At 35.8% G+C, this 14212-nt stretch carries 7 protein-coding genes; all 7 read right to left on the bottom strand.

The window, feature by feature from the left end; all coding sequences use genetic code 11:
• Positions 1-73 precede the first annotated feature (73 nt).
• A complete protein-coding gene (sprA, locus tag ACKU4N_RS02060; RefSeq protein WP_321319934.1) occupies positions 74-7642 on the bottom strand; it encodes a T9SS outer membrane translocon Sov/SprA in 7569 nt (2522 codons plus the stop codon).
• A 42-nt stretch (positions 7643-7684) separates the two neighbouring features.
• A complete protein-coding gene (ruvA, locus tag ACKU4N_RS02055) occupies positions 7685-8266 on the bottom strand; it encodes a Holliday junction branch migration protein RuvA (protein ID WP_321319933.1) in 582 nt (193 codons plus the stop codon).
• Positions 8267-8408: 142 nt separating this feature from the next.
• Entirely contained in the window at positions 8409-9464 is a 1056-nt protein-coding gene (pdxA, locus tag ACKU4N_RS02050; RefSeq protein WP_321319932.1) for a 4-hydroxythreonine-4-phosphate dehydrogenase PdxA, read from the bottom strand.
• A gap of 252 nt (positions 9465-9716) precedes the next feature.
• Positions 9717-11153: a leucyl aminopeptidase family protein gene (locus ACKU4N_RS02045; RefSeq protein ID WP_321319931.1), complete on the bottom strand. Its 1437-nt coding sequence runs from the start codon at positions 11151-11153 to the stop codon at positions 9717-9719.
• Between the two features lie 199 nt (positions 11154-11352).
• Positions 11353-11733, bottom strand: coding sequence for a hypothetical protein (locus ACKU4N_RS02040; RefSeq protein WP_321319930.1), 381 nt, complete (start codon positions 11731-11733; stop codon positions 11353-11355).
• A gap of 3 nt (positions 11734-11736) precedes the next feature.
• Positions 11737-12735 (bottom strand): DUF4837 family protein, encoded by a 999-nt coding sequence (locus ACKU4N_RS02035; RefSeq protein ID WP_321319929.1) that lies wholly within the window; start codon positions 12733-12735, stop codon positions 11737-11739.
• A gap of 28 nt (positions 12736-12763) precedes the next feature.
• On the bottom strand, positions 12764-14212 hold the full coding sequence (locus ACKU4N_RS02030) for a lytic transglycosylase domain-containing protein (protein ID WP_321319928.1): 1449 nt from the start codon (positions 14210-14212) through the stop codon (positions 12764-12766).

The following is a 14212-nucleotide window of genomic DNA, read 5'->3' as shown; positions in this document are numbered from 1 at the left end:
TATTCTTATTCATTCTATCTGATGAGTAATGATCACTGCAAAATCAGAATATAAGTGCATAACAGTAAAACCTTTAATTCGCAAGAGTAAAACGAATACTCGCACCAAATTCAGTAGTTGTAGTTGGGTATGAAAGTGAAACATAAGGAGTATTTACAATCCGGTCGTAATACAGTCTTAAATTAAATCTGTTACTCAAAACATAGTCAGCACTAAACTTAACTGTTACTACTTTCTGTCCTGATGTTAACTGATCCACTTCATCAACAATTTTTCTAATAATGGTATTGTTCTTACGAATTGATAGATCTCCCCGTAAATTAAGATCACTCTTATATTTTTTCTGTTTCGCCCCTGAGCCGATTATCATACCGAAATCATCAAATCGATACCCCAGACCAAAAATCACTTCATTAGAAGCTACTTCTGTTAACTGCGTGTTTGATAAACTTAGAATCAAATTTCGCGTGCGCTTAATTTCAAAACTAGTCGAGAAATTATTCTTCCAAATCATATCAACGTTTATCAAAGGATTGAATTGCTCGTTTATGGAAATTGAATTGGCTTCGTAAAGAGGTAGAAAATTTTTCGCCAGATCTTGAATAATACTATATCCGTCATCGCCTTCCTCGTAAGTCAAATTGGTATTATACGACCCCACATCATACGTGGCAGTATATGAATGACTCAAATTTATAGATTTGAAATACCTCTTAATTAACGGCAGTTTGGATAATCCTTCGAAAGTCACTCTCCAATTTGGTTTCATACGGGAAATAGCCGGGAACAAACTATTATAACCTTTTCCTCCATTACCATATGCTTTAAGAAAAGCTGGAATTAAAACTTCCTGGGAAGTTTCTCCATAACCTTCATAATAATCCGTCTCTACTTTCGTTGTTTCTGTTCCTACAACAACCTCTGTGAATATTTTTTTCGCCTCATAATTTTCACCATATCTCTCTTTTGCCAATCGTAAACTTTCTTCTTTTCTTAAATCTAAAAATTTATCGAAATATGAAGAAGAATAATCTCCAGTGTTTCCAATAGTAAAAAAGGCCGATTTCAAACTTAAAAAACTCATGCTGAAATTACCCGATTTAACAAGATTCTCTGCCGTGAAATTATCATTCCCCGAATCGTAAATATAGTATTCGCTTCGGTTCCTTGAATAATTACGATTGGCAGTTAAATCAATTTTTAAGCCTTTTACCGGTTCGATAGTACTCCTTATGGTAAAGTTTTGAGTATGACTCATTACATATGGTTCATTCAAAGCTTCATCAGTTGTAATCCAACCTTTTTCAGCGGCATTTCCTGCAAAATTATTGTCCTGCTTACCTATCAGGAAGTTAAACCCGGGAGCCTTGGTTCCGTTATATGACTCACCTCCAAAATAATTTGTTTGTGGCATATATCCAGGCAATGTTGTTGAGTTAATTTCCGAATAATTAATAGAAATATTACGAACACTCATTACTGTTCTAAGAAAATTCTCTCCTATCAAAGCAAAAACACCATCACTCTCCGAAAGCTTGCCATTGACTCTTACCCGAACATTTTTCACATTCTCGCTTGAAGTAATCTTAGCCCTGTTACCTGTTACAGATTTCACCTTAACCTTTATTTCCTTTCCCTGAGTATCATAAACCTTAATGGAGATATCCTCGGTAGATAATTTATGATATACAGAAGTAGGAATTCCAGCTTTTAGTTCTGCAACAGTACCTTCATAATTAACCTTTTTGTAATCCTCTGTTTTCTTTTTGTATTTCCGATTCGAACTATATTTTTGATTAATTCTTTTCAGCAAACCAACTTTATTGTACAAATTAACAAAGTTTAATTGCCCGTTTACCTGTATATTATTTGAGTTTCGAATGGTATTTCCCAACTCGATAGTATCGGCGGTAACTGCACCAGCATTCCAATCATATGCCCCCGCATATCGTGCTGTAACTGATGTCCAATTCAACAAAGGAATTTTATTTATCGGAACCGTATAAGTAAGATTAAAATTATGATGGTACTGAATATTTCGACCACCATCCATTAAATTATTCCAAATAGAATCTTTCCAAATGTTGTAGGTTTCACGATCTCTATCTCTATCAACAATACCTTCCGGTTCATCAATTCGAGATGTATTTGTCGCGGAGAAATCAAACTTTAGTCCTTTAGTTAAATTGTATTTTAAATCGTAATAACGATACCAAATAAAATCCTTATCGAAAGTAGGTTTAATTTTAACAGTCGCCAGCTCGGTATTTCCACTTCCTATTTCAGTAATATGCCTTTTCTCAATTTCGCGGTAATAGCGCTGCAAATCAGATCGGAAAGAAAGTTGTGTTGGCAAATAGTAAAAATTAAAATCCTTTAACAATCTAAACATCGGATTTTGAAAAGCACTAACCCTCTTAAATGGCTGGATATTTTTCGGCACATTGTTATAGTTATAGCTCAATACACCTCTGTAATTCTTCTCCAAATCACGAACCGTATTTACATCTCTGGAATAAGTTTCATTGTAGGAATAGGTAAGAGCTAAATTCGAAACATCCAGCAATTTAGGTTTTCCTTCTGTCTTTTCGATACGAACATTCGTCAAATTAAAACTCTTTCTTTTCGTATATTCCTGAGACATTTTTTCGATAGAGTCCCGTTCCATTTTAGAATTCGCATTCTCAAGTGCTACATCCAATGGAATGTCCGGATCTAACGGATTGTATTCCGGACTTATTGTTTCTTCAGAAATAGCATAATACAATGGAATTCGAACACCCGATTTTTCGGGAAAAAATTTACCTAACTCAAAACTCGCAGATAAATCATACTGAAATATATCATCTTTGTAGCGATCATTAACACCATCTTCTATACCCCCAAAACCAGATGTAATTTTGCTTCCTGCCCAAGTAACCGTACCAAAATCAGCTAATTTTGTTGTTACCCTTAGATTTGCTGCCCAACCACCGTCTTCATCAAAATCCGTCAACCGCATTTCGTTCAACCATACCTCAACCGATTTTAGTTGATTATCATCCATTCCGGTAGCATCATTGGTGGGATTTTTCACCCCAATCATAACCGTTCTGATGTTCGCCAGATTTGGATTTCCTTTTATTCTAACAATATGATCTTGGTGCTGCGGATCTGCATCATTTGACAAATCACCAACTTTTAAATCATATATGTCGGAATATTTTGCATTAGTACCACGTACTGCATCGTTTCGTAACTGCTTTATTGTTTGAAACAGACGAAGCTTAAAATCAAAACGATTTTCATCAGGCCAAACGGCTAAACGATCCTCTTCAATATCTCCATTATAAAGACCGGCAGGTGTTAACCGCATGGGAATTTCATATTCGTAGTAATTGTCCTGATAATCCGAACCCAAACGAACAAATACATTCACTTCTTCATCACGAACCGAATAGCCTTCAATCTCCTCAGCATGAACATCCATTTTAAACTTACCATATTTCCTGATGTCCATGTTAAGGGTTTTGTAGGCTCCTTTTCCTTTTCCATCTTCCAGATTAGTAACTTTCAACAATATTGCCTGCTCATTGAGTTGAATTAACTGAGGATTACTCGGATCTACAACCCGATCAATTCCCGGTGGCAAAATATAGTTTACCGGTTCTTTACTTGCATTCTCCTCAATATTTACTGCTGTAATATCAAAACCAGCTTCCGATACGATATCATCCGTTTCATTTTCATTAATAGACTGATCATAACTCCTCCAATCATCACGAACTAAATCGAGGGTAGCAAATCGCAGAACCACATCTTCTTCAAAATCCCTCAAGAACATTCTCATGAAACGAATGGATGTAAAATCACTTATGTTACCATATGTATCTTTGAATTCATCAACAGGAATCTTAAACTGATACCAATCAACCGAGCCATTTGTTCCATTTGCTAAGTCCACATTACTGGTCACTTTATCAACAATAAAGTTTTGACCTATCTGCATGTCTGCCGGCGCCAAATGTACTTTGCATTGATAGTAAGCTTCAGTTTCACTCAAAGTATTATCATGATTAATATCTTCAACATCTGGCAATGTTGTTGCAGATGTAGGGTATGCACTTCCTGATAATTCGGATGTTGGTGAATTCCCCTCCGGACCATTATACTTTTTATAACGTTCCAAAATACTTAGCTCATCACTATCGTAATCTGCACCTCTAAAATAATGATAATCATCACCTGAAGGGTCATTTTGAGCCAAAACATAGGCTTCGGATCCTGTCCCCAGATTTGCCGAAATACTAATTGCCTGAATGTATTCCTTGAAATAACTCAACTCATCACTTGAACTCAATCCATCCAATCCAACATCCTGATATCTTCTGGAGTTTGTATTATTATCGAAAGCATTTACCAGGGATTGTACTAAAGGAACACGCCCCCATTTTGTACTATCCACCAAAGTAACAGTTTCATCTGCAGGCAATCCATTCTCAAATGATTTTCTCGAATCTCTTAATATATCTTCGGAAATGTTTCCAAGATTAAAATATAAATTTCCCCCTTTGTGATCTGGTTCATACACAAATGGATCCATCATCCAAAACTCAATGTAAGCAATATTTGCAGCTTCAAAATCGTTGGTTTCGATTTTACGCATGATACCACCCCACCTTGATTCCGGGGCTTTAAGGGTTCCATCAGAATTCATCCCTTGAGAAATCCCGGATTGTCCATCTACGTCATAATTATAGGGCCCTTTTTCATCAGGATAATAAGCCATATTCAGAACCGAAATATTAGTCGGAACCCCGGAGGCCCTCTCCTTATTCGGCCAGATTTCTTCCTCAAATATCTCTCGGACAAAGTGATTTGATTGCTGATCCTTATCCGATTTAATGTGCCCTGGTGTTGCAGAGCTATTGCGCAAGAATAAAGGATCGATTACATACCAAGCCAGTTTTGCCCGGTTAAAACCATATGCTAAATCATTATTCAAATTTCCTTCTTTAAATAAAGCTTCATTATTTTGTGGCGTACTCGCCAAAACCCAGGAACTCAAACTCTTCATATCAATCGAAGTCTCTGTTCCCTCAAAATCATCGATATAGGCTGTACCCGAACTGCCAATTGCTTTATTATGACCTGGAACCAATTGCGCAAATTCACCTTCAACAGCAATTGATGAAGGCTCTTTTGTTTCAATAAATGGAATTTTATCCACCATGCGTGTCAGAAATTCCGATTCGGTTCTATAGCTGCCATTCAAACCCCAAATCGTATTCGAAATTGGTTCATCACCAATATTAACTTTTTGTGTAAGAGGCTGTTCAGAAAGATGCATCATGGTAGCACCCAGATTAAAATCATCATTAAACTGATAATCCATTTGAACCCCGATCAATGTTTTGGTCTGAATATTAAATAACGAATTATTTTCCGAAGAAATGGAAATTGGTGTACTCGATTCCAATAAACTTTGATTGATTATTTTCACCCTTCCCAGTGTATAATCCACAGTGTAATCAATATTCTCGATTAGTTCTCTACCACCAGCCTTTACACTAACCGAACCTGGTTCCACATTCAAAGCATTCAAAGAAATCTCTGAACTTGTTGATGATTTGTAACTACCTTTCAGACTATATTTATTTTTCTCTGCAATCTGCTGTGCATCATTTTGAGTCAATTTATAAAGCTCCTCAAACACATATTGATCTGCAATAGCTTCATTATTAATCATTTTTCTGAGGTGGCTGCCAAAAGGCTCAATTTCCGGGAATATGATTCGACCATTTGTTGAATAAATTGTAATCCCATCGATAAAATCGAACATTCCATCAGCACCCGGATCCAATTGAGAATTCAGGTTATCTAAATTCAATACTTCGAGCAGAATTTGGTTTTTAATGTCTCCTTCCGGTAAATAATTTACAGAAGTTCCCGCATTATCATTTTGATACAATACATTTAATATGAAATCCTCTGGATTAACCTGAAAAGCACCAATATTATAGATGTTTTTCATCATTAATTTCCATGTTGGCATTTGTGGGCTCAGATTGGTTCCTTTCAACAATTTCATAATGAGTGTTTGAGGAGCACTCACTCCATCACTGGTGAATTCTCCAACTCTAAACACTTGTCCTCTGTAGGTGTATTCATACGAAACAGCCAAAATCTCATCCGCATTTAATGCCTGATTTAAAGAAATATAACCCAATTTTTCATTCACAGAATATTCCGACTCGGACAATTTGCGGGCATTTTCAACTTTTTCGTAATCGGTTCCACTGACAAATCCCGGAGCCAAAGGCGATAATGTACTTGTAACCTGATTGATATCTCTAATCCCTGAATAAGAATTAGTCATTTTCACATAGAGATCGTTCAACTCATTATATGGCAAGGTTCCTGTTCCTGTCTGCAAAAATTCTGAAGGATTATAAATATTTGAGCCATCTTCAGCTAAATCAACAAAAGCAACAAGGTTACGGGAATCCTGAAAATTGGAAGTTTTATTGGTCACCCAAACTTCAACTTTATTGATTGCAACTCCTGAATTAATAACCGGAAGATTTCGCAGAGATCGATCGTAATTGTCGTAAAAATATTTCGAAAGAAAGAAATGTCGGTTGGCTTCATATTTATCCACTGAAATCTCAAATTCATTTTTCTGAGCTCCATTCTCCATCTCAACAACAGTGGTCTCTCCTTTTTGCTGAGAGAAAATCGAAGTTACCGATAGCTTGCCGAATTGCAATTGTGCCTTTACACCAAACAAATTTTGTCCCCCGGTAATCAGTGTATTTGAAATTGGCATTGAAACATTACCAGCTTCAATCTTCTTAATAATCTCATCTTCATCACCGGAATACTCCAGCCTCATTTGATTTTCAAAATCGAAAGTAGCCTCAGTATTGTAATTCACATCCATCTTCAACTTCTCGCCAACTGAACCAGTCACGTTCATTTGAATCTTCTCATCAAAATCGAAACTCGTTGTTTTCCTAAGATTTACAGGCAGAGTCGGATTTTCGACCTTGGTTGTATTAATGCCGAAAGTTAGCTCGGCTGATCCCTGTGGTTTAATGGAAATTGTATTGCTTCCAAAAATTTTATCGACAAATTGCCCACCTAATTTTAAATCCGGAACTAACTCGTCACCACCTGACATTCCATCACTCCGACTGCGTTCCATCCAATAATCCCGAAGAGATTTTTCTGCTTCGTATTGCTTGTATTCTTCTGCTGTCATGCTTATTGGACGACGATAATCGATATCACCAATTCGCGTCACTAGAATATAATTACCTGTAACAGCATCATACTGAATAGATGTCAGAATATTTTTGGGATCCTTAAGATACAATGGAGATTGATTTTGAGAACCAAACTCTTGATTATCGTTTACATCTTCAAATGGGAAGGGAAGTGAATTGTCTTTTGCATCAGGATTATCTTTATGAAATGGAGATTTCGAATTGACTACACGTCCTGAGTCGCTTTTTGATCGTTTGGTAGTGTCCTGTTGTTGAATTGTTTGAATGCCAAATTCAAAATTAGAATTACGGGCACTCAGGCTGTAATTACTTCTCAAAGCATTACAGAACAATACGATTAATAAGGTCAGAGTATATCTAATAAGTTTCTTCAATGGTTGATTACCTTAGGTTAGTAAAGCAATTACGTTTTTCAATTATAGTTGTTTCAAGGCCAGCTTAATTAAATCCTCCACACTTGCATCAATATTCGCGGCAAATACTTTATCAATAACTTTAGTTACTGAATTTTTTGCAAAACCTAACATCACTAAAGCAGATAACGCTTCTTCTTTAGTAGTATTGTTCTGCGGTAAAGAAAAGTCAGAGATATCAGTATCTTTTCCAAGTTTATCCTTTAATTCAATAATAATTCTTTGTGCCGATTTAGCTCCGATTCCTTTAACTCCCTGCAAGGTTTTTACATTGCTGGAAATAATTGCTGATTGAATTTCAGAAGGTGTTAAAGATGAAAGCATCATACGAGCTGTATTGGCACCAACTCCTGACACCGATATTAAATGACGAAAAATTCCTCTTTCATTAGCATCAAAAAAACCGAAGAACAAGTGTGCATCCTCACGAACAACCTGATGCAAATACAATTGTGCTTCTTTATGTCCAGATAATTTCGAATAGGTATTCAATGAAATATTTAAAAAATAACCGATTCCGCCAGTTTCGACAACTACTGAAGTGGGGGTAAGGTCAACTATAATTCCTTTTATATATTCAAACATAAAATGTGAATTGAATTTTTCTGTTTAGATCCTTAAAATATGTAAAATTATGCAATTTTTACAATCAAGATTTTGTTTTTAACAAAAAATGAAAGAGCGATTCAAATTTAACCGCTCTTTTAACTAACTTGTTAATAATTCATTACGAATTCTTTGATGATTCTGATGTTTGCATAGGGTTTCTATTAATTTCTTCAAAATTTTCCCTGTTTCTAAAAACATCAATGGCGGTATACAATGCCTGCTGAAAAGATTTTTCAGATGCAACATTAGTTCCGGCAATAGAATATGCTGTACCATGGGCAGGCGATGTTCTGATTTTGGATAATCCTGCGGTAAAATTCACCCCGGAATCAAATGCCAAAGCTTTAAATGGAGCCAGCCCCTGATCATGATACATTGCCAAAATAGCATCAAACTTCATATAATCTGAAGAACCAAAGAAACCATCAGCAGGATAAGGGCCTAAGGCCATTATTCCCTTTTCCCGAACCTCTTCCAAAGCAGGAATTATTACATCGATTTCCTCTGTTCCAATCAATCCTTCGTCACCAGCATGTGGGTTTAAACTTAAAACTGCAATTCGTGGTCTTCTAATTCCAAAATCCTTCTGCAAAGAACTATTTAAAATATTAAGCTTACTAATAATATTTTCTTTTGAAACAACCTCGGGCACCTTTGAAATAGGCACATGACCTGCAACAACCCCCACTCTTAGCTTATCGCTAATTAAAAGCATTAACGATTTACCGGAATTCAACTTGCTTTCCAAATATTCAGTATGCCCTGGAAATACAAAATCCTTAGATTGAATGTTCTTTTTATTTATTGGCGCTGTAACCAATACATCAATTAATCCCTTTTCTAAATCTGCAACAGCAGCCTCTAAAGCCTTAAACGCAGATTCTCCGGCACTACTTGTTGATTTACCTAACTCAACCTTTATATTTTCATCAACACAATTAATAATGTTTGTTCTATTAGGGTGCGCTTCCTGAGCTTCCTTAATATTATTCAAACTAAAAGTTTCTATGTCGAGTGCTTTTCGATGATAAGCTGCAACTTTTGGAGAGCCATAAATAATTGGAGTACAAATTTCATACATCCTTTCATCCATCAAGGTTTTAATAATAACCTCGTAGCCAATTCCGTTAATATCGCCATGAGTGATTCCAACTCTTATTTTAGTGTTTTTCATCTGCTGTTTATTTTATATCAGTGGACTGATATCACTTTCAAAAGTCCAATTTTAAGCCGTTACTATTTAAATAGAGTGAACTGGAAAATGATCAGCTATATTGTTACTTCTTATACTCTCTGACTTTATCAATACAATTAACAGAGTGATTAAGAAATACATTTGCAAAACATTTGTGCCTTAAATCTTAAAAAAATCATTACAAAAATAGAAAGATTCAATAAAAGAGCATCATCTTTTCAATTATTCCTACTATCGATATTGTTTAATAAATTCAAATAACAAGCGAACACCAACACCTGTGCCTCCTTTACCTCTGTAATTATCTGTTGTACTTACAAACGCCGGTCCGGCAATATCGAGATGAATCCATGGATAATTTGTAAAATGCTCCAGGAATTTCCCAGCTGTTATTGCTCCACCATCACGACCACCAATATTCTTCAAATCTGCAATATCCGATTTTATCAGCTCTCCAAATTCCTCCCAAAAAGGAAATTCTACCAGTCTTTCGTAAACTTTCTCTCCAGACTCCTTTAATTGGGTCATCTTATCCTTACTATCCTCATTTCCCATTGCCACCATGCCATATTTCCCGATGGCTGCAGCTGCAGCACCTGTTAAAGTTGCCAAATCGACAACAAATTCCGGTTGATACTGATCTGCATAACTAAGAGCATCGGCTAAAATCATTCTTCCTTCGGCATCTGTATTTAAAACCTCAACAGTTTTCCCATTATACATTTTGATAACATCACCCGGCACATAAGCATTTCCGCCCGGACGATTGTCTGTAGCAGGAATTAATCCAATTACATGAATTGGCAATTTAGCTTTCGCAATTGCATAAATTGCTCCGGCTACCGATGCTGCACCACCCATATCAGATTTCATCAAATCCATGCTATCTTTAGTTGGTTTAAGACTCAATCCTCCGGTATCATATACGACTCCTTTTCCAACAAAAACAATTGGTTTTGAATTAACCGCCTCTTTTGATTTCCACTCCAGGATAGAAAAAGTCGGCTCATCAAGGCTACCTTTATTCACTGCCAAAAGGCCACCCATCTTTAAACTTTCAATCTTTTTCTTTCCAAAAACTTCAACTGTAAATCCAGCCTTAGCACTCATTTCCTGAATTTCTTCACTTAATCTTTCTGCTGTAAGATAGCTTAAAGGTTCGTTTACAAGTTCGCGCGCAAACTTCACCCCTTCAACAACTGCCATTAGATCATTAAGTTGTGCTGAACCAACGGCATCACTATGAATAATTACCTCTTCCAAAGTATGCTTTTGTTTCTTTGTATCGGTAATATATTTCAAAAATTGATAATTTGTTAAAGCAACACCTTCTGTAAAAGCAAGTATTGCTTCTGCATCGTTCAGATAATCCTGCAAAACAATTTTGGTGATTTTACTTTTCTGAATCTTGGAATGAAACGAGAAACCCAACTTCCTCATTTTCTCCAAATCGGAATTAGTATACACTTTTTTATCTGACACGTGTAAATAAATTTTATGCGTATAACGATTCAACTCAATTAAAGTATCCTCGTCATCAATTTGCTCTTCGGCAAACTTCATTTCCTGCTCGGAAAGAGGAAGATTTTTGTAATTCCCGGCAGTTGCCAAAAAAAGAATGTTCTCGTTCTCGTTTGGCGCCTGAAAACTTTTTACTTCTATTTTCATCGAAACTCATGTTAGTGTGAAAAACCATATCAATCAAAACAGTAATTTAGCAATCCTTCGAACTTGTTATTTTCAAATTCTAATAACCAGATATTTCCTGTGGATTTTTACAGCCAAGTAAAAATAGTAAAAAACTAAGCGGAAAACATTACTCCTTGATCATGAAAAAAGAAAACCGCAGCTTAATGCTGCGGTTCTATTATAATTTATCTGGATTTTCCTTGAAATAATTCCTTATCAGTACTTTTTTGAGTTCTCTTAAAATGATTAACTCAGTAAGTAATTCTGATTTTGGAACATCAGGAAAATCCAATTCCGTTTTAACAATCTGTTTTTCACTCACATCAATCTGATACAGTAACAGAATTAAACGATGATAATCCCGATCCAATAAATGAGTTAAATGTTCATTTAACTGATTAAAAAGTTCTTCGTATGCATTATGAATTTCTCCGGAGAACTTTACTTCCAATCCAAATTGATCAAAATCTTTCTCAATCTGGGCTGCAACCTGCCGAATCACCTCTTCGCGGTTACGATAAGGTTCAATACTCAAATTTTTTAAATCGGGTAAATTCACGTTCTATTCCTTTTCTATACTTGTGTAAGAATACATGATAGCTTCCAATTCTCTCAACAATTCACGCTTATCGTGGTTTGGGTAATAAACGTACGAATCCAGGCAAACAACTCTGTTGTTCTTTTGATCAAGAAAAGTGATACTTACAAAAGGACCTCCCATAAAATCGCCGTTCACTTTCCATAAACCTCTTGTTTCCGTTGCATAGTTACCGAAAAACTCGAATTGACGGTTCGAAATTGGAAAATCCATTTCGGTACTCATATAACTACCCTCCTTAGGTCCCGGAACAAATTTCTGAAGTAATAAATTTCTCCTTTTAATCACTTCTTCCTTTGTAAATGAATCCTCGGAAATGTAATCGTAAGTGTAGATAAACATCCCCTGACTTGTTGAAGGAGTCTCCTTGCTAACCCAAATGAAATCCGACTCTTCTTTGTTTATGGTGTATCCAGCGGGGAACGATAAGGTGAAATTATTTTTCTCCTTTAGCTTTTCGAAAATATCCTGAACAACATTCTTTTTAAAAACCTTTATTTTTCTTTCTCGTTCTCCAATGTGGAAATAGGCAATAATCTTATTTTTATTTTCACTCAAGAGCTGGATCATCTCCTTGTTACTCTTGGCTTCGATCTTCATAAACGATTGTGTTTTCGCATACAATTCATTTTTTACAGAGATCTTATTCTCCTTCACTTTCGACGAAACCCTAATGTCTAAAATACTTCGGTGAGTTTTAAACATACTGGAAAACTCATTGTGAGAAATTTGCAGTATATCAAAAAGTGTCTCATCCTGCGGCAATCCAATCTGAGTATCATTTAATACCGACTTTAATGTATCCCCAACACTTCCTTCATATAAGGCATCATTTATTATCACAACTATTTCTCCTGATTTCCCGGTTACTACAGGTCGTAAACCTTGTGTTGTTTTCTTGCAGGAAGAAATACTTACCATTACAAGTAAACAAAGTAATGTTGTTTGAATTATTCTCTTCATAATTTTAAATTTACAGAGACAAATGTTTCTATTCGTAATGAACTATTTTTAATACCATTCCCGGCACTAATTTCTTAGAGCGGGTTATACTATTTAATTCAACCAAATCGGCGGTCGATTCAAGTTGAAATCTATCTGCAATCGAGCTTAAACTATCCCCAGTCTGAACTTCATACAGCAAAAATCTACTTTTTTTCAACAAAGGATCCCTTTGAGGCTTTTGAGCCAAGGTATCGGAAGGGTAAACCCAGATTTTCAGTTTTTGTCCAATAAAAATATCAGGGCTATCCATCTCATTCCATTCCTTGATATTATTTATTGTACAGTTATACTTCATAGCGATTTTATGAAAATATTCTCCCGGCTCAACACTATGGATGATACAATATTTTCCTTCAGTGGCTGAAAGATCCTTTTGGAGGTCAAGATATTTTTTAGGCTCATCCTTGATTCCGTAAATAACCTCCTCCAAATCAATAAATTCGCCCACTTTTTCTATTGGGAGAATCAGTTTGGCAGGAAGTTCACACAAAGGAATTAAATCTCGCTTGTAAATTGGATTCAACTCCCGAACTGCCTCTATGGGCAAATCAAGCACTTTGGCTACGTGTTGAAAAGAGATTGGTTTATTTACAGTAACGGGTGATATTCTGAAGTATGGATATACATTTTTAGCAGGAACAATATTGTGTTCGGAACTATAATTTATGATATAATTAACAGCAATAAATGCAGGCACGTAATTTCTGGTTTGCTCGGGAAGATAAGGTGATATTTCCCAAAAATCTGTCTTCCCGCCGGAACGTTGAATCGCTTCACGTACGATACCAGGTCCACCATTGTAAGCTGCCAAAGCAAGTTTCCAATCACCAAAAATCCGATACAAATACTGAAGGTATTTACAAGCAGCTTCTGTCGATTTCTCCGGATCCATTCTCTCATCAATATAAGAGGTGATTCTTAAATCGAACATTTTACTGGCATTATACATGAACTGCCATAAGCCCATTGCTCCTGATCGTGACTTTGCTTTAGGATCCAAGGCTGATTCTATAACTGATAAATATTTCAATTCCAATGGAAGTTGATATTTATCCAAACACTCTTCGAACAAAGGAAAATACAACTCGGAACGCTCTATGATTTTAGCAGTCTTTGCACGATGTCTAATTGCATATGCGTCAATATATCTTCTGACAATTGGCTTAAAGTCCAACTGAATCGGACTTTTTGCATTGAGTTGATTCATTCTTTCCTGATATACTTCATCAGAAAAAACGGGAATATAATTAGCATCCATTACAACATTTTCCGGAAGATCTTCTTTCAATATTTCCGAGGTAAAATGAATCAACCGTTGATTGATTTCATTAATATTCTCAGGCTTTTCTTTGTTTAAAATATTGAAAAGCGACTGTGCATCTGCCTGATTAGCAAATGCAAAGCAAATCAAAATAAGAAGTAAATATTTCCCCAT

Source organism: Labilibaculum sp. (genome assembly GCF_963664555.1).
In the GTDB taxonomy this organism is placed as follows: domain Bacteria; phylum Bacteroidota; class Bacteroidia; order Bacteroidales; family Marinifilaceae; genus Labilibaculum.
The sequence above is the reverse complement of the archived record's forward strand: the minus strand, read 5'-3'. Positions and strand labels throughout refer to the sequence as shown.

Bases quoted from the DNA above. Each gene is read 5' to 3' on its own strand.
- ACKU4N_RS02035 (WP_321319929.1), bottom strand. From the start codon at position 12,735: ATGAAGAGAATAATTCAAACAACATTACTTTGTTTACTTGTAATGGTA.
- pdxA (WP_321319932.1), bottom strand. From the start codon at position 9,464: ATGAAAAACACTAAAATAAGAGTTGGAATCACTCATGGCGATATTAAC.
- ACKU4N_RS02045 (WP_321319931.1), bottom strand. From the start codon at position 11,153: ATGAAAATAGAAGTAAAAAGTTTTCAGGCGCCAAACGAGAACGAGAAC.
- ruvA (WP_321319933.1), bottom strand. From the start codon at position 8,266: ATGTTTGAATATATAAAAGGAATTATAGTTGACCTTACCCCCACTTCA.
- ACKU4N_RS02030 (WP_321319928.1), bottom strand. From the start codon at position 14,212: ATGGGGAAATATTTACTTCTTATTTTGATTTGCTTTGCATTTGCTAAT.